The following is a 16,448-nucleotide window of genomic DNA, read 5'->3' as shown; positions in this document are numbered from 1 at the left end:
TCCTCGTCATCGTCGCTATAGCGGTATTCAAACTCCTCAAATTGCACACCCCAGGTTGTGAGCGGCTGTTTACGAGCCGTGGTGTCGGAAATCATTTCCTGAGCTGTCACCGCCGTTGAGAAACCAACTGAGGCAAGAAAACTGACGGCGACAAGTGATCGAATACAACTCATGCCTCACCTCCATCTTCAGCAATCACGTCTGTTTTGGCCTGCGTTGAATCTGGCCCACCTTCAATAATTACCTTACGGAACATACCAGCGGCCGCGTGATAGGACAGATGGCAGTGGAATGCCCACTGGCCCGGTTCATCGACCTCCGTTTCCATGTACACCGTGGTACCCGGGTTCACGTTGATTGTATGTTTGATCGGGTTCCACTGGCCGGCGCCAACGTCCAGAATCGACCACATGCCGTGCAGGTGCATGGGGTGTGTCATCATGGTTTCATTCACAAACTTGAAACGGACCCGCTCACCGTATTTGAGACGAATCGGATCGGCGTCTTCATACTTGACGCCATTAATGCTCCAGGTGTAACGCTCCATATTACCGGTCAGGCGAAGCTCTATTTCCCGGGTCGGTTCCCGGTCTTCGTACAGCGGATCCTGAGCCTTCAAGTCAGCGTAAGACAGAAACTTACCTCCATTCGCCGCTTTGGGCATGAGGCCACTGCCCTTGGCATAGAAAGGATCGCTTTTATCTTCTTTTCCCATCGTCATGGAACCATGGTCCATACCGGACATACCCGAATGATCCATAGCTTCCATATTGGAATGATCCATGCCGCCCATGTTGGACTGGTCCGTCCCCTCCATAGAAGAGTGATCCATCCCGGACATATCTTCTGAGCTGTCCATATCCATGTTCCCATGATCCATGCCCGCCATGCTGCCATGGTCCATACCAGGCATACCGCCCATATCAGCCATGGTCAGTCGGGCAGCTTCACGCAGTTGCGGCACTGCCGCTTCCATGCCCTCTTCGGGGGCCAGTGTTGCCCTGGCGTATCCGGAACGTCCCATGGATTCGGCGAAGATGGTGTACGCCTGCTCATCCTTCGGACGTACGATCACGTCGTAGGTTTCCGCTACACCAATCCGGAATTCATCGACACTAACGGGCTGAACGTTGTTGCCATCGGCCTGAACGACGGTCATATCCAGACCAGGAATCCGGATATCAAAGTAGGTCATGGCCGAAGAGTTGATGAATCGCAGCCGGATGCGTTCGCCCGGCTCAAAAAGCCCAGTCCAGTTCTGGTCCGGCCCCTTACCGTTGATCAGACCCGTAAAGCCTTGCAGGTCCTCAACGTCCGCTTTCATCATGCGCATGTCGCCCCAGGCCATCCGGTCTCGGACCGTATTCATCAGGCCATTCTTTGACGCGTCCGAGAAAAACTCGCCCACGGTTTGCTGCTCGCGGTTGTAATAGTCCGGCATCATTTTCAGGTTGCGCATGATGCGGTCACCGGAATGGGGGTGTTTATCAGTCAGCTGTACCACGAATTCACGATCGTAGCGGAACGGCTCACGGCCCTCGGGCTCAATGACAATGGCACCATAGGCCCCGTCTGGCTCCTGAAAACCAGAGTGGCTATGAAACCAGTAGGTGCCTGCTTGCTGGATAGGGAATTCATAGGTGAACGTTTCACCCGGCTTGATGCCAGGGAAACTGATACCTGGCACACCGTCCTGATTGAAAGGCAGGATCAGACCGTGCCAGTGAATGGACGTCATCTCATCCAGGTTGTTGGTCACATTGATCTTGACGGTTTCACCTTCCTTGAAGCGCATCACCGGTCCCGGAGATGCACCGTTATAGCCAATACCTTCTTTCACGAAATCGCCGGTATCAATTTCGACCCGATCAACCGTGAGATCATATTCGCCGGCCATAACCGATGTAGACATCAGCAGGCTTAACAACACCGAACCTAAACGGCTTTTCATGCTTGTTACTCCAAATAGCACTGCACCAAGGACCCCACAGGAGAAATACCTGTAGGCCCTCTGCTTCAACGCTTTACTAGTGAGCTGAGTTACTGAACCTTAACGTCACCGTACATCCCTGCCTGGTAATGACCCGGCACATTGCAGGCGAACTCGATATTGCTGTTATCGGAAAACTTCCAGATGACTTCCTGGCTCTGGCCCGGTTCCAGCAGGACGCTGTTGGGGTCGTCGTGTTTCATGGACTGGCCGTTCCCCATGTCCATTTCCATCATGTCGTGGTTGAGTCTTCCGCCCTGGATGACGCCATGCTCGACCATCATCATCATTTCCTCCTGATGGCCCTCGTGCATCTCTGGGGTGCCGATGTTGAATTCGTGAACGAGGTTCCCTTTGTTCTCCACCATGAACCGCACCGTTTCCCCGGGGCTTACGGTGATTGATTCCGGTTCATAGTAGTTGTCGTACATTTCGACTGTTATGGTTCGGCTGACCGCTGAGGCTTTGCCGGGCTCACCACTCGCAGCGCCGTGACCATGGCCTCCACCATGGGTTCCAGCGGCAAAGGCGGTCGCCGACAATGAGATAGCCGCAGCAGCAACGAGAAATTTTGATATGGTCATATATCTTCTCCCTTGAACAGATTTGGCCCTGGAGGCCGGGTTGTCTCACTCAAAACTTGAGCAATATCCAGAAACGGTTGCTACCATCGCTCAGCAACCTGAATCCATGCTGAAAATCGGAATTATTTTTCGTTCAGGCAGAATTCAGCTTGGGCAGCAACACTGACGGGCTTTGATGCTCAAATTGGGAAGGCAGATCAGGAATGCGATTACTTCTGGTGGAAGATGATCCCCTGCTGGCGAACGGGCTAAGCGCCCAGCTGGAAAAGGCCGGTTTCAGCGTGGATACCGCCCGTACCGCACGGGACGCCCGGCAACTCGGGCAGCAGGAAAGCTACCGGGCCGGTATTCTTGACCTGGGCCTGCCCGACGGCAACGGTCTGGACGTACTGAGGCAGTGGCGGACGCATAAGGTCAGCTTCCCGGTGCTGATCCTGACCGCCAGGGGAGATTGGCAGGACAAGGTCAATGGACTGAAGGCCGGCGCTGATGATTACCTCGCGAAACCTTTCCAGACGGAGGAACTGATTGCCCGGCTTCACGCCATCGTCCGGCGAAGCGAAGGCCGAATAATGGATACCCTGACAGCGGGCCGATTCGAGCTGGACGAAAATCGCCAGACGTTAAGAGCCGGTGACCAGACCGAACATAGCCTGACCGGTACGGAGTTCCGCTTGCTCCGTTGTCTGATGAGTCGACCCGGGCAGGTTTTCTCGAAAGAACAGCTTCTGGACCAGCTATACAGCCTCGACGACACACCCAGCGAGAATGTTATCGAAGCCTACGTGCGGCGGCTCAGGAAGCTGGTGGGTACGGACACCATAAAGACCCGACGTGGTCAGGGGTACCTGTTCGATGCCGCTAGCCGCTAGACCTCGCTCAGTCAGGGGGATGCTCCTGATTCTGCTGCTTCCGGTCGGTATTGGTCTGATGGCACTGGCCTGGTTCATTCATGGGGCCTTGCTGGAGAGGATGTCCACGGACTTCGTGGAAAGCCGCCTGAAAGATGAGGTGGCTTTTCTGGAACACCAGATCCGCCAGTCCGGTGGCCGGATTGATACACTCCAGACCGGCGATTACTTCCAGGAAGTGTTCCACCACGCCTTCGCCATTGCCTCTCCGTCCGGGCAGTCCATTTCACCGGAAACCTGGACACCGCTGCTGAGGCCGTTGCTCTCGTCCGAGCAGGAAGGAGCCGTGAGAGTCCGAGGTGCTGGGGTATCCGCTGCGCCTTCAGAGTTGCTTGGGTATCGCCGTGCTTTCACAATCGGCGGCAACCCCTTTGTGGTCATTGTTGCCGAGGATATGGAGGCACTTCAGCAAAGTCAGGCCGAACTCCACACCTGGACTGCCATCGTCTCGGTTTTACTGGTCATTCTGATGGTCGGAAGCATATGGGTGGGCATCACTCTGGCCCTGCGGCCAGTAGTGGGCCTTCGGGCGAGCCTGAAAAAGCTTCAGTCAGGCGATATCTCCCGTATTAACGCAGACGGCCCGGAGGAGTTCCGGCCCCTCGTTCAGCAACTCAATCAGCTGCTGGATTCACTGGATGACCGGTTGGAACGCTCCCGTGACGCCCTTGCCAACCTTTCCCACAGTGTGAAAACGCCCATAGCGGCTGTCAGACAGATCCTGGAAGACACCAGCCGACCGCTTGATGAGAACCTGAGACGGGAAATGGCGTCGCGCCTCGACGACATAGATGCTCAGCTGGAGTCAGAAATGCGGCGAAGCCGGTTTGCAGGTCCACAGGTCGGTCAAAGTGCCTGCCCGGTCAAACAGTCCCGGGACCTGCTGTGGATGCTCGGCCGCCTCTACCCCGATAAATCTTTTGAACTGTCAACGGATCTGGCTGAACACCATCGCTGGCCTGTTGAGGAACATGATCTGAACGAAATCCTTGGCAACTTGCTGGATAACGCAGGTAAATGGTCGTCCCGCTGGGTGGAGCTCACGCTGGGTGAAGATCAAGGGCAGTTAAAAATCATGATCAGCGACGACGGGGCCGGCGTCTCAGACACAGCCAGGACACAATTGGGCAAGCGGGGATTGAGGCTGGACGAGCAAACACCTGGTCATGGACTGGGGCTGGCTATTGTCCACGCGATAGTTGAGCGTTACAAGGGGAAGGTTCATTACACGTCCAGTAAGGCGGGAGGTCTTACTGCTGTTGTTGAAATCCCCGGTTCCGATCGATTCGGCAGCCGATCAGGCAACTGACACCTCAACACCTCACTTGCAGCCGCCATTGCGGTGGCGTAGCATTCACCTATCCCCCCCGGGGGGATGCAAATAAGTTAATCGCTACAAAACCTTCCCTCCGCTTTTTTCTCAGGAAGTCTTCTGTGCATCACGAACGATTGGATCACTGGCAACACGATCACACTTTCGGTCAGGACCTGAAGCGCTCCGGTGAGACCCGAACACTCATTGTGGTTGGCCTGACACTGACAATGATGGTCTGGGAAATCCTGGCGGGGATCGTATATGGCTCAATGGCGTTGCTGGCCGATGGCCTACACATGGGGTCCCACGCGGTTGCTTTGGGCATTGCCGCGTTCGCGTACGCGTATGCCAGGAAAAACGCAGGTAATGCCAGGTTCTCTTTCGGCACGGGGAAGGTCAACGCTTTGGGCGGGTTCACCGGTGCGGTTCTGCTGGCGGTCTTCGCGCTCTACATGGTTATTGAGAGCATTGGGCGTTTTATACAGCCGGTCCCGATTTCATTTAACGGCGCAATTTTCGTGGCCATCATCGGCCTGGGCATCAACGGGGTATCAGCCCGGATACTCGGGGATGCGGGACATGACCATGGCCACAGCCACGGACATGATCACCACCATCATCACCACGACCACAACCGCCGGGCCGCCTACCTTCATGTGCTGGCCGATGCGCTGACATCCGTGCTGGCTATTATTGCTCTGCTGGCTGGTAAATATGCGGGCTGGAACTGGATGGACCCGATGATGGGTATTATCGGGGCCATTCTGGTGACACGCTGGTCATGGCAGCTGTTGAGAGACACCTCCAAAGTCCTTCTCGACGAGCAGGATCAGGACATGGAAGAAGCCGTCAAGCAGGCGGTTGAAGGCGATGAAACCAAAGTCAGTGATTTACATGTGTGGGCGATCGGCCCAGACATCCATGCGGCGATTGTCTCGGTGGTGTCGCACCAGCCCGACTCACCTTCTGCTTACAAGGAGCGTATTCAGGCCCGTTGCCAGTCCCTGGTCCACGTGACGGTGGAAACTCTTCAGTGTGATTAACGGGAATAGCACCGTTTAGGCCCTAACGGGTTAAAGATACCGGGCGATTGCCTTGAATTCATCGACGCGGCGCTGCTGCTCTGGCTCCAGTTGTCCGATGGCGTCGTCCAGGCAATGCTCAATGTGGTCCTGCACCAGTACGCGCTTGGCTTGCTGAATGGCTTTTTCCACAGCGTGAAGTTGTTGCGCCAGTTCCAGGCAGGGTTTTCCCTGGTCCATCATGCCAATCACGCTCTCGAGATGGCCCCTGGCCCGCTTCAGGCGTTTGATAATGTCCGGGTGCGATTGATGCTTGTGATCATTTACCATGTGTAATTCCTATCCCCCATAGGGGGATGGTATCCTCTGCCTTCGTTGAAATCCAACTACCGATTCGACCCACTGAGATTGATGGTTTCGGACCTCCACCAAAGAAAACTGCTTCCGACGCTCCTCATGCTGTTCGCATTGGCGGGGCTGTCACTTTCGGTGATTGGCGAGTCGTTCTCTCACGGCGTGGCTGAGTTGGCTGGTGATGGGGAGTCTGCACTCACCCACCATTCTGTAAGTCATGACGGGCATGGACACAGCCACGATTTTGACGAAGAGCCAGAGGCGTCGTCACTACACCACGACGCTGGAAACCACACCCATGAGACCGCGGACCAGGTAGGGGTACCACTGGTTTCCCAAAGTCTTACCGTTCTCCGGCAACCGGTGCCGTTTGCTGGTGGATCCCCTCGCAGTTTGCGCTACCGACTGGAACGCCCTCCCAAAGCACTCCTTCACGCTTGATTCTTGCCGCTTTCGCGGCCCGAGAAAACAAATTCGATTGGAGTCTTTATGTTGCCAAGCTTACCTGGCGGCTGCTGCGGTGTGTCCTTCACGGGCCCAGGCAGTCGTCTCTTCTGGATATTTCTGACATTGGGCTTGCTGGGTCTGAGCACGGATGTGTTGGCCCATGCTGTCGCCCAGGGCGATAAGGGGTACATCCAGGAAACTACCGGGATAAACCTTATTGCGTTCATCTATCTGGGGGCCAAGCACATGGTCACCGGCTATGACCACCTGCTGTTCCTGCTGGGTGTTATCTTCTTCCTCTACCGCATGCAACACATCGCAATCTACGTGAGCCTGTTTGCGCTGGGGCACTCCACCACCATGCTGCTGGGCGTCTACTTCAACGTGGGCATCAACAGCTACATCATTGATGCGATCATCGGTCTCTCCATCGTCTACAAGGCTCTGGACAACATCGGGGCCTATCAGCGGTGGTTTGGCTTCCAGCCCAACACCAAGGCCGCCACGCTGATCTTCGGGTTTTTCCATGGCTTCGGCCTGTCCACGAAGATCATCGAATACGACATCTCGCCGGACGGCCTGATCCCGAATCTCCTCGCGTTCAACGTGGGCGTGGAAATCGGACAGCTCATTGCCCTGGCCATGATCCTGATCGTCATCAATTTCTGGCGAAAAACCAACGGCTTCTTCCGCCATGCCTACACCGCCAATGTGGCCATGATGAGCGCAGGCTTCCTGCTCTTTGGCTATCAGCTCACCGGTTACTTTGTCGCCTGATTCTGGAGATTCGCAATGTACAACACTGATATACCCAAACGTGAAGAACTGCCCAGCACTGCCAAGCTGATTCGATCCACCATCATCGCAGCCATTGTCGCTCTGGTACTGCTGGTTACCGTCGTCATGCCAGCAGAGTATGGCATAGACCCCACCGGAGCTGGCCGGGCACTGGGGTTGACCGAAATGGGCGAGATCAAGGAGCAACTGGCTGATGAAGCCGCCGCTGACGAGGAGGCGCAGATGGTTGCCGTGCAATCCCCGAGTGATCAGCAGGGGACCGAAACAGTAAACCCTGAAGAACCCACTCAGGAAAAAGCCTCGGCCCCGGAGCCAGTAACATCGGCCGAGGAAGAGCCACAAGTGTCTGAAGCAGTACAAACAGAAAAACCACAATGGCAGGACGAAGTGCGAGTGGTTCTCACGCCTGGCGAAGGTACTGAGTTCAAGCTCACCATGGAGGAAGGTGCTGTCGCTCGGTTCTCGTGGATATCCGAGGGCGGCCCCATCAACTATGACACCCATGGCGACGGAAGCGGCCAGTCAATTTCCTATGAGAAAGGCCGGGGCGTTCCGGAAGACGAGGGCGAGCTGGAAGCTGCTTTCACCGGTAACCATGGATGGTTCTTCCGCAATCGGAACGACAACGATATCACGCTGGTGCTTCGTACTGACGGGGATTACGGCGAGCTGAAAAAAATGCTGTAATACAGATCACCTGCAAGGGGCCGGCTCTGTGCCAGCCCCTTGCTCATCTGGTTTGGCACTCCGCCACTTCAATGCGCCAACCACAAGATAGCTTCCTACGACAACGGCTCAATTGGGAATCACTCCCAGGTACAGAAAATAGTCTGGGGGTACAAATGGGGGCATATATCAAGACAAAAACATTTAATAAAACATATAAAACAAGTTCTTGCGTATACTTATGAGTCCTGCCGGGGGGTACCATTTACCCTTCCGCATCGACCCAGAAGAAACCTCAACCAGCAGTTTTAAAGAATCTTTATTGAACAACGGCGTCCTTATCAGGCCACACTTCGTCACTGAAAATCTGTGCATTCCGGCCCTCAGATTCTTAACACCCTGTTTACCGACATGCTCAACGTGCTAGTAGGACTTTTGACAAATTCCTGACATTTCCACGACCCCTCCCTGACGAACATCCCTCTATCCTTCACGCCTCCGCTCCAGGCCGATTTCTTCCGCTTTTACTTACGAGTGCAGTCATGACGTCATCGTTCATCAGAAAGCAATCCCTCCCCGCTCATGTATATCGTTGGTTCAACTGGGCGGGAGCCTATGCCCCGATACTGATGCTGTTCTGCTCGGTCCTTATTATCGGGGGGCTATCCCGTGCCCTTTTGGTCGCGTGGCAATTTGATCGAGTCCAGCCAACTCCCGTGTGGCCAGACATTTTTCTTCACGGCCTGCGAGTGGATCTGATCATGGCCGGTATGGTGGTAGCACCACTGGTATTGCTCCTGCCGATTATGGGCCACCGGTATAGCTGGGCACTCTGGAAGCGCCTCACGATGCTCTGGGCACTGGTCGTGGTTTTTGCATTTCTGTTCATGGAACTGGCCACGCCGACCTTCATTGCCGAATACGATTCCCGACCCAACCGGCTCTTTATTGAGTACCTGAACTATCCGCGGGAGATTCTGAGCATGCTCTGGGAGGGCTATCTGCCCACCGTCCTGCGGGGCTCTTTCCTGGTCATGGGGTTGACAGCCCTGTTCGCCTGGCTGATGGGAGCATGGGTACGGCAGGCCCGCCCAGGCAACTATCGTAAAATGTTACTGGTGTGGCCGATAGTGGTGCTCCTGGTGTTCATTAGCATCCGATCCACCACGGGCCATCGCCCCGCCAACCCCGCCATGTTCGCACTAACCTCTGACGCCCTGGTGAACTCGCTGATTCTCAACTCAAGCTGGTCCGTTGCGTTCGCGGTCTACAACCTCAAGCATGAGGCGGACGCCAGTGACCGTTATGGCACTATGGAATTATCCGAGATAGTGGACGAAGTACGCGATGAGCCGTGGCTGCGCAATACGCAGTTCAGTTCCGGGCAATATCCGACATTGCACCACCAGACCCCGGCACGAACCCGGCCCCGACCACTTAACCTGGTGATTGTGCTGGAGGAGAGCCTTGGTGCGACCTTTGTTGAATCCCTGGGTGGCCGACCGGTGACCCCGCGCCTGGAAGCCCTGAAGGGTTCGGGCTGGTGGTTCGAGAACCTTTACGCCACTGGAACAAGATCCGTTCGCGGCATCGAGGCGGTGGTTTCTGGTTTCCTACCCTCGCCGGCACGCAGTGTCGTAAAGCTGTCCCTGTCCCAGACCGGGTTCTTTACGCTCGGGGAATTGTTGAAAAGAGAGGGCTATGACACTGGATTCATATACGGCGGGGAGGCGCATTTCGACAACATGCGCAGCTTCTTTACCGGCAACGGTTTTGACTCCATTGTCGACCAGCAGGATTACGTTGACCCGGTGTTTACTGGCAGTTGGGGGGTCAGCGATGAAGACCTGTTTGAAAAGACCCACCAGGACCTCAAGCAACTCCATGCTTCAGGGAAGCCTTTCTTCCGTCTGGTGTTTTCGTCCTCGAATCACACCCCTTTCGAGTATCCCGACGGACGCATCGATCCCTATGACGCGGAAAAAAACACCGTCAATAACGCTGTCAAATACGCGGACCATGCCCTGGGTGAGTTTATCGAATCCGCCAGGAACAGTGCCTACTGGGAAGATACGCTCTTCCTGATCGTTGCCGACCATGACGCAAGGGTGTGGGGTGACGAACTGGTACCCATCAAGAACTTCCAGATTCCGGGCCTGATACTGGGCGCCGATATTGAAAGCAGGCGCATCAGGACAGTTACCAGCCAGATCGACCTTGCGCCGACGCTGCTATCACTCATGGGCATAGCGAGTGAACATCCCCTGGTGGGCCGTGACCTGGCAGCGTTTCCGGACGAGCCCGGGCGGGCAATGATGCAGTTCAACGATTATTATGCATGGATGGACCAAGACTTTAACGTAACTGTGTTACGACCCGATCAGAGGCCTTTAGCAGGTGTTTATTCCAATCAAAGCGAACAGACCACTTATGTTGACTTGGAACCGCCTGCAAGCCTGGTTGACAAAGCTCTGGCCCATGCCCTCCTGCCATTGAGACTGTACAGTAACCGCTCATATGGACTAGCTACCCACCAACAAGGGTCCGATGATGATTAAATTGAATGCCACATTAGCGGTGTTCTTTCTGGGAGTGGCGGTCGTCAGCCAGACCCCGGCGTTCGCCAGTGAGGGTAGTTCAACCAAGGATGCCGAGGAGCAGTACCTATACCACCCAAAGCACCAGCAGACTAACTTCGACACGGACGTTACGCCTCTGCACCCTGGTTCGCTACAAGGATTCGACTGCATGGACCAGAACGGCGATGGCTATTTGACGATTAAGGAACTCAGCCGCCGGAATGATTGCGTTGAAGATGCCAGCGATAGAGGCCTGGAGTCTTCAACCCGAACAACGCTGATCCTCGATCACCTGGATGCCGACCGGGACCTGAAGGTGAGCAAACGGGAATTCAGCATATGGAATGAAATGCAGAAACAGCAAAACTGATCACCCCCGGTTGCCGATCTCAATCATGAACTCGGTGCCCCGGTCATCTGACTGTGTAACCTGGAGCCCCCAGCCGAGCCGTTCACAGACCAACCGTACAATGAGCAAACCGAAGGTTGTATTGTTGAGTTGGTCTGCTCTGGGCAAGCCGCCGCCGGTTGCACGCGAGACCATCAGGTTTTTTACCACTGCGTCAGGAAGACCTGAACCAAAATCCTTTACCAGAATCCCGTTCGACAGCATATGCACCTCAACAGGTGACCTGGTATGGCGCAGCGCATTCTGCAACAGGTTGCGCATTAGCATACGCACCAATACGGGATAGGTTCTGACTCTCACATCCGGATTATCTTCAAATAGCGTAATGCGCCCAGCCTGGTCGGGATGCCCATGCTCCAGATCGTCAATAGTGGCCCGGACGATCTCACTCACCTTAACCATCCTGGAGCCTTCGCTCGAAGCCTCGCTGCGGGCAAGCTCCAGCAGAACATCCATGTCGTCGCGCATGGTCTGCATAGCCCTGCGCAGGCGGGCCAGGGTCTTCTGATCAGCTTCCGACAGGTTTTGGCGTTGCTCCAGCACATTGAGTGCGCCATTCATCACCGCCAGGGGCGTACGCATTTCATGACTGGCCAGCTTTACAAAGGATTTCTCTCTCTCAATGTGGTGCTCTAGCTCTGAGAGAAAGCGGTTGAAAGCCTCGGCGATGTCGCAAAATTCCTGATCGCGATAACTCGTGTTGATTCGCGGCACCGACGTTCCAGGCACCGCACCCAGCACCTCACGGGTCAATTTTCTGAACGGACGCACCAGATAGCGGGCACTCCCACGAGCAATAAAATAGCCGATCAGGAGCATACCAGCCGCCACGCTGATCAGGATCAGCTGAACCAGGAACTCACGATTCTCCATGATGGTAATATCCTGGGCCAGGAAGAGTTTTCCATTGGGTTCCTCAAGTCGTTCACCGACAATAAGCAGGGTCGTCTCGCCGACTTCGATTTCCCGGGAAAATGGCAGGGTGCGTGCTTGGAAATACGTCGGCAGCACCGCCTCAGTCTCTCCCTCAGGCAGGAATACGGCTTCCAGCCGTGCCGTTTTAACAGGCTGGAATTCATCGTTGCGAAGCCGCTCCTTGAAATACTCAGCGTCCGCTTTCAGTTCAAGATCCAGAATGGTGTCTTCTACATCATCGACAAACTGCTCAACAATGAATATGGACACCGCCGCAGTGGCGGCAATAAGTAGAAACAGGGTTCGGGTGAGCCTGGCCGTCAACGAGGACTTCATGATGTCGTCCGGTCGCCATCTTCGGGAGACTCCAGACGATACCCCCGCCCATGAACCGTTTTCACCAATCCGTTGCCAAGGTCTGCCGCCAACGATTTTCGAAGCGTGTAGATATGGGTACGCAGACTGTTACCCTCGGCATCCCCGTAGCGGGCACCCCCCCATAAGGCATCGCTGAGCGCCGTATGACTGAGAAAATTCGGGTAAGCTCGTATCAGCAATTCGAATAACCGGGACGACGTGCCGGAAAGCGTGGTTTTCATTCCACGCAGTTCGACTTCCAGGGTGCCAGGGTTGAACCGGATCTCCCCAGCCTGAAGAACCGGCTTCATCGGTGAATGGCGCCGGTGAAGCGCCTCGATTCTCAACTGGAGTTCCCGCAATTCAAACGGTTTTACGAGATAATCGTCCGCACCGCACTCAAAGCCTTTTTCCTTGTCGTTGAGCGCACTGAGGGAGGTCATCAGAATGATGGGGGTCTGACACTGCAGGTCCTGTCGGATACGACGGCAAACATCGAAGCCATTCACGCCCGGCAGCATCAGGTCGAGTACGATGACGTCGTAGCTCTCGGTGGCCAGTAGGTGTAAGGCAGTCAGACCATCAGCCGCGAAATCAAGCGAATAGCGGTCCTCACCCAGGAACTCGAAAAGATTCTCCGCAAGGTCCACCTGATCTTCCACGACCAGTAGCCTTAGAGGCGGCCTGTTAGCTGTCATTCAATAGGGCTCCATCAGCACTCGACGCCGATTGCAGTTTTCGAACAGGGGTCTCTATAGCGAGTAACTGGTAGCGGCGGTTCCTGAGAACCTTGTCAGCTGACGACGATAGCACCGCGATTTCCCGGTCCGACCAGTCTTCGGGAACAGCTACATAGAATCGTCGTACTCCATCGCGCTGCCGCAGTTCCTTCCAATCGTCCTCCGAAATTTCCATAGCCGTTCCGCGCGAGTAATATCTGGCCGAGAATGGCAGATCATCCAGGTAGAGCAATGGGCTGTCGACAGGCTCTCTGACCTGCAGGTAATAGCTTACCAGTTCTTTTTCCGTCTTGAACGGTTTCAGGCCTACCGTAGTCAGCCCCACGAAAACAGTCAGCAGCACGGGCACCAATCCCACCAACAGCGGCCTCATTGCGAAAAGTCTTGCGGAATCCATGTCTGAAATCCAACGACCGATCAGCATGGCTGTAAATGGCAAGGATGGCAGCACATAGGTCCAGAGCGTGTTACCCGCGGGGGTAAAAAACAGCATTGGCGCCAGCGCACTGACAAAAAGAAAGCAGGAGCCAGGATGTGACAGCGGCAGCCGAATGCGACCTGTCCCTCGACCACCGAGCCAGCCGGCAATCACGCCCACCAGTGCAACAATTCCCCAGGGGAACGATGCCCACAACCAGAACAACCAGATCATACCTTTGGGCTGATCGTGAGCACTGCCGTACAGATCGCCGGTCCATCCGGGATCCAGGAAGCGGCGAATATGCTCCCCTACGATAAAATAATCCAGAAACCCGGGTGTCTTGAGTTCAGCCAGCAGATACCAGGGGCCAGCCAGAAACGCCGTCAGTAAAGCCCCCCTCCACCACGGAAATTTTCGCAGCCTGGCAGCCTCGTGTTTGAAAAGGAGCAACCACAAAACGATTGGAATACCGACCAGTACGACTGCCAGCGGGCCCTTGGACAGTAGCCCGATCACCAGTCCGATGAAGAAAAGCCAGCGCCAGGGGCCGTCCTCTCCCGACATCACCAGACAGAAGCTGACCAGTGTTAGCGTCGTGCCCAGGGCCAGGAACGAATCGGTCATCACGGCACCGGCACTGATGTAGGTCAGCGCCATGGTGGCGAACACCAGGCTACTCCACAGTGCCGCCTGGACATTCCAGAGCTGCTTCGCCAGCCGCCAGACCAGCCAGACCATCGCCAAGGTTGTCAGCCAGGACGGCAGGCGCAATGAAAACTCCGAGAGGCCGAACACCTTGATGGCCAACGCCTGGGCCCAGAAAGACAACGGTGGTTTGCCCCAGAAAGGCACACCCGGCTCAAACCAGGGGGTGATCCAGTCACCGGTTTCAGCCATCAGGCGGGCAATTTCCGCGTAGCGAGGTTCGGTGGTATCGGCAAAAGGGAACAGCGCCATGCCGATAAGGCGGCTGACCAGGACCGCTGCCAACGCCAGGAACCAGATGTCAAATCGCTTTGACATGACGCGCCTCCGCCAGCCGCGTATTTAAGGGCTGACTGACACCAACCGGACTTTCCAGCACCTCCTCGGCCAGGTAGACCGGTCGCTGCTTCGTTTCCAGATAGGTTTTACCGACATACTCCCCGACAATACCGATGCTCAGTAGCTGGATGCCACCGATAAAGCTGATGATGGCAACCAGTGACGGATAGCCGCTGGTTGCATCGCCCAGCATCATGGCCTTGATCACGATCCAGAGCCCGAACAGGGCTCCAACACTCGCGGCAAACAACCCGATGGCGGTCGCCCAGCGCAATGGTGAGACGGAAAATGAGGTCAGACCCTCCAGCGCCAGGCCAACCAGTCCGGGGTAATCCCACTTCGTTTCTCCGGCAGCCCGGGGTTCCCGGTCATACTGGATGACACGGGTCGGCAGGCCGATCCAGGCAAACAGTCCTTTCATGTACCGGTTACGTTCGTTCAGAGTCAGTATCGCGTCTACGGCCTTACGGCTCATCAACCGGAAATCGCCGGTATCCACGGGAATATCGGTCCGGCTGGTCCGGTTCAGCAACCGGTAAAAGAAGTGCGCGCTCCAGCGTTTGACCACGGTTTCCCCAGCTCTGGAACGACGCTGCATCAACACAACGTCTGCCCCGGACTGCCAGGATTCGATCATGGCGGGGATCTGCTCAGGCGGATCCTGCAGGTCCGCATCGAGAACGATCACCGCGTCGCCCCTGGCATGCTCCAGCCCTGCCGTTACCGCCGCCTCCTTGCCGAAATTCCGACTCAGTTTGACCAGGCGGAGGCCTGGCGTTCGCTTTATCTCATTACGAACATAACCAGCGCTGCCATCCTCACTGCCATCGTCCACGAACACAATTTCGTGACGCAGGTTGACCGCGGCAAGCACGGGCAGTACCCGGTCAAAAAACAGCGGCAGCATGGCTCGCTCGTTATACACAGGTACCACCAGTGAGATAAGGCGGTCATCTGGCGGCCCGACGTGGACATCAAGGGATTTGTTCATAAAACACCAGCCTCTTGTAGACGATGTAATTCAGAGCAGCTACGAGACCTGTCGTGACAAGCTGTGAGAGCGTGACCGGCAAGGTAAGAATGTGATGTAGCAGATAGAAGAAAGCGAGATTGCAAAGCCAGGCGCAAATGCAGGACACCAGGTAGCGCCAGGCGGTCAGGCGGTGAGGGCCGGCATTGCGGAATGCCAGACGACGCTGGAGCCCATAATTCATAACTGCACCGGACAGGCTTCCGCTTGCGGTGGCCAGCATGGCATCAAGCCCCGCGCCGGTCAGAGCCGCCATGACAAACCAGTGGAATAGTGTGGCAAGGCCACCGGCAGCAATGAATCCTTGAAACTGAACGGTTAAAGGTTTGCTCATAGGGGAAACAGCCACAATGACAACCGGCAGCTCCGGCCTGACCTGATGAATCGATAGATTAGCCAATCCGGTGTCATGGCTTTGTCGGCGTTTCATCAGGAAAATGTCAAAGCAGTGGATGTATGAGAGGGGTTCGATCTGACTGTTGCTGTGTCTTATGCAATCCTTGGTCAAGATCCCGCTTCACCAGGAATATGGGCACTGCTCACCGGGATAGCTATGGGTTCTACCCCGTTTCCACGGACGGTTTTAAAACGGCTGACAACTTCCGATCCTGAACGGCAACTCTACGTCGCATCCTGGGATTGTGGAACCGCTCAATGTAGTCGAATACATCAGCTCGCGCTTCGTTCTGAGTGCGGTAACGCCGGTGGTGGATGCGCTCCCGCTTGAGCATCCCAAAGAACCCCTCGCAGGCGGCATTATCGCCACAATGACCGACCGCACTCATGCTGCTTACCAGGCGGTTGCTGCCGAGATATCGCTGGTAGTCACCGCTGGTGAATTGGCTGCCTCGATCTGAATGCAATAT

The 16,448-nt window shown here is 55.6% G+C and carries 16 protein-coding genes and 1 pseudogene; 7 read left to right on the top strand and 10 right to left on the bottom strand.

What is annotated here, in order from left to right; all coding sequences use genetic code 11:
- From BM036_RS20480 to BM036_RS18620, 3 genes and pseudogenes are all read right to left on the bottom strand, one after another.
- Positions 1 to 173 (bottom strand): annotated as a pseudogene (locus tag BM036_RS20480) (copper resistance protein B); the annotation flags it as partial.
- A complete protein-coding gene (locus tag BM036_RS18625; protein ID WP_091855152.1) occupies positions 170 to 1,951 on the bottom strand; it encodes a copper resistance system multicopper oxidase in 1,782 nt (593 codons plus the stop codon). The pseudogene BM036_RS20480 and the gene BM036_RS18625, both read right to left, overlap by 4 nt.
- 89 nt (positions 1,952 to 2,040) lie before the next feature.
- A complete protein-coding gene (locus tag BM036_RS18620) occupies positions 2,041 to 2,574 on the bottom strand; it encodes a cupredoxin domain-containing protein (protein ID WP_091855151.1) in 534 nt (177 codons plus the stop codon).
- A gap of 203 nt (positions 2,575 to 2,777) precedes the next feature.
- Between BM036_RS18620 and BM036_RS18615 the strand changes: the two genes are divergently transcribed.
- From BM036_RS18615 to dmeF, 3 genes are all read left to right on the top strand, one after another.
- Complete coding sequence (locus BM036_RS18615) at positions 2,778 to 3,446, top strand: response regulator transcription factor (RefSeq protein ID WP_091855150.1); 669 nt, start codon at positions 2,778 to 2,780, stop codon at positions 3,444 to 3,446.
- Positions 3,430 to 4,794 (top strand): ATP-binding protein, encoded by a 1,365-nt coding sequence (locus tag BM036_RS18610; RefSeq protein ID WP_091855149.1) that lies wholly within the window; start codon positions 3,430 to 3,432, stop codon positions 4,792 to 4,794. Before BM036_RS18615 ends, BM036_RS18610 begins: the two co-directional genes overlap by 17 nt.
- Before the next feature lie 125 nt (positions 4,795 to 4,919).
- Positions 4,920 to 5,843 carry a CDF family Co(II)/Ni(II) efflux transporter DmeF gene (gene dmeF, locus BM036_RS18605; protein WP_091855148.1) on the top strand — a complete coding sequence of 308 codons (924 nt, stop codon included), beginning with the start codon at positions 4,920 to 4,922 and terminating at the stop codon, positions 5,841 to 5,843.
- Between the two features lie 30 nt (positions 5,844 to 5,873).
- On the opposite strand, the gene BM036_RS18600 is transcribed toward dmeF, so the two are convergent.
- Complete coding sequence (locus tag BM036_RS18600; RefSeq protein ID WP_091855147.1) at positions 5,874 to 6,152, bottom strand: metal-sensing transcriptional repressor; 279 nt, start codon at positions 6,150 to 6,152, stop codon at positions 5,874 to 5,876.
- Positions 6,153 to 6,746: 594 nt separating this feature from the next.
- Here BM036_RS18600 and BM036_RS18590 point away from each other — a divergent pair.
- The 4 genes from BM036_RS18590 to BM036_RS18575 all read left to right on the top strand — a co-directional run bounded on the left by BM036_RS18590 (position 6,747) and on the right by BM036_RS18575 (position 11,036).
- Positions 6,747 to 7,400 (top strand): HupE/UreJ family protein, encoded by a 654-nt coding sequence (locus BM036_RS18590; RefSeq protein ID WP_091855144.1) that lies wholly within the window; start codon positions 6,747 to 6,749, stop codon positions 7,398 to 7,400.
- Between the two features lie 15 nt (positions 7,401 to 7,415).
- Complete coding sequence (locus BM036_RS18585) at positions 7,416 to 8,108, top strand: hypothetical protein (RefSeq protein ID WP_091855142.1); 693 nt, start codon at positions 7,416 to 7,418, stop codon at positions 8,106 to 8,108.
- Between the two features lie 695 nt (positions 8,109 to 8,803).
- Positions 8,804 to 10,645: an LTA synthase family protein gene (locus tag BM036_RS18580; protein WP_245742729.1), complete on the top strand. Its 1,842-nt coding sequence runs from the start codon at positions 8,804 to 8,806 to the stop codon at positions 10,643 to 10,645.
- Positions 10,638 to 11,036 carry an EF-hand domain-containing protein gene (locus tag BM036_RS18575; RefSeq protein ID WP_091855138.1) on the top strand — a complete coding sequence of 133 codons (399 nt, stop codon included), beginning with the start codon at positions 10,638 to 10,640 and terminating at the stop codon, positions 11,034 to 11,036. The genes BM036_RS18580 and BM036_RS18575 overlap by 8 nt, the downstream gene beginning before the upstream one ends.
- Here BM036_RS18575 and BM036_RS18570 read toward each other — a convergent pair whose 3' ends face one another.
- From BM036_RS18570 to BM036_RS18545, 6 genes are all read right to left on the bottom strand, one after another.
- Positions 11,037 to 12,326 carry a HAMP domain-containing sensor histidine kinase gene (locus BM036_RS18570; RefSeq protein ID WP_091855136.1) on the bottom strand — a complete coding sequence of 430 codons (1,290 nt, stop codon included), beginning with the start codon at positions 12,324 to 12,326 and terminating at the stop codon, positions 11,037 to 11,039.
- On the bottom strand, positions 12,323 to 13,045 hold the full coding sequence (locus BM036_RS18565) for a response regulator transcription factor (RefSeq protein WP_091855134.1): 723 nt from the start codon (positions 13,043 to 13,045) through the stop codon (positions 12,323 to 12,325). Before BM036_RS18565 ends, BM036_RS18570 begins: the two co-directional genes overlap by 4 nt.
- A complete protein-coding gene (locus BM036_RS18560) occupies positions 13,035 to 14,531 on the bottom strand; it encodes an ArnT family glycosyltransferase (protein ID WP_091855131.1) in 1,497 nt (498 codons plus the stop codon). Before BM036_RS18560 ends, BM036_RS18565 begins: the two co-directional genes overlap by 11 nt.
- On the bottom strand, positions 14,515 to 15,543 hold the full coding sequence (locus BM036_RS18555) for a glycosyltransferase family 2 protein (RefSeq protein WP_091855130.1): 1,029 nt from the start codon (positions 15,541 to 15,543) through the stop codon (positions 14,515 to 14,517). Before BM036_RS18555 ends, BM036_RS18560 begins: the two co-directional genes overlap by 17 nt.
- Entirely contained in the window at positions 15,527 to 16,012 is a 486-nt protein-coding gene (locus BM036_RS18550; protein WP_245742727.1) for a GtrA family protein, read from the bottom strand. The genes BM036_RS18555 and BM036_RS18550 overlap by 17 nt, the downstream gene beginning before the upstream one ends.
- 130 nt (positions 16,013 to 16,142) lie before the next feature.
- A partial coding sequence (locus BM036_RS18545; RefSeq protein ID WP_143066605.1) for an IS3 family transposase occupies positions 16,143 to 16,448 on the bottom strand: 306 nt, incomplete at its 5' end.

The sequence above is a fragment of the Marinobacter segnicrescens genome (assembly GCF_900111555.1).
Taxonomy (GTDB): Bacteria; Pseudomonadota; Gammaproteobacteria; order Pseudomonadales; family Oleiphilaceae; genus Marinobacter; species Marinobacter segnicrescens.
This window is presented reverse-complemented; position numbering and strand designations above follow the sequence as displayed.

What these genes read in the sequence shown, in the direction of transcription:
- BM036_RS18625 (WP_091855152.1), bottom strand. Translation starts at nt 1,951, where the DNA reads ATGAAAAGCCGTTTAGGTTCGGTGTTGTTAAGCCTGCTGATGTCTACA.
- BM036_RS18620 (WP_091855151.1), bottom strand. Translation starts at nt 2,574, where the DNA reads ATGACCATATCAAAATTTCTCGTTGCTGCTGCGGCTATCTCATTGTCG.
- BM036_RS18615 (WP_091855150.1), top strand. Translation starts at nt 2,778, where the DNA reads ATGCGATTACTTCTGGTGGAAGATGATCCCCTGCTGGCGAACGGGCTA.
- BM036_RS18610 (WP_091855149.1), top strand. Translation starts at nt 3,430, where the DNA reads ATGCCGCTAGCCGCTAGACCTCGCTCAGTCAGGGGGATGCTCCTGATT.
- BM036_RS18600 (WP_091855147.1), bottom strand. Translation starts at nt 6,152, where the DNA reads ATGGTAAATGATCACAAGCATCAATCGCACCCGGACATTATCAAACGC.
- BM036_RS18585 (WP_091855142.1), top strand. Translation starts at nt 7,416, where the DNA reads ATGTACAACACTGATATACCCAAACGTGAAGAACTGCCCAGCACTGCC.
- BM036_RS18575 (WP_091855138.1), top strand. Translation starts at nt 10,638, where the DNA reads ATGATTAAATTGAATGCCACATTAGCGGTGTTCTTTCTGGGAGTGGCG.
- BM036_RS18570 (WP_091855136.1), bottom strand. Translation starts at nt 12,326, where the DNA reads ATGAAGTCCTCGTTGACGGCCAGGCTCACCCGAACCCTGTTTCTACTT.
- BM036_RS18565 (WP_091855134.1), bottom strand. Translation starts at nt 13,045, where the DNA reads ATGACAGCTAACAGGCCGCCTCTAAGGCTACTGGTCGTGGAAGATCAG.
- BM036_RS18560 (WP_091855131.1), bottom strand. Translation starts at nt 14,531, where the DNA reads ATGTCAAAGCGATTTGACATCTGGTTCCTGGCGTTGGCAGCGGTCCTG.
- BM036_RS18555 (WP_091855130.1), bottom strand. Translation starts at nt 15,543, where the DNA reads ATGAACAAATCCCTTGATGTCCACGTCGGGCCGCCAGATGACCGCCTT.
- BM036_RS18550 (WP_245742727.1), bottom strand. Translation starts at nt 16,012, where the DNA reads ATGAAACGCCGACAAAGCCATGACACCGGATTGGCTAATCTATCGATT.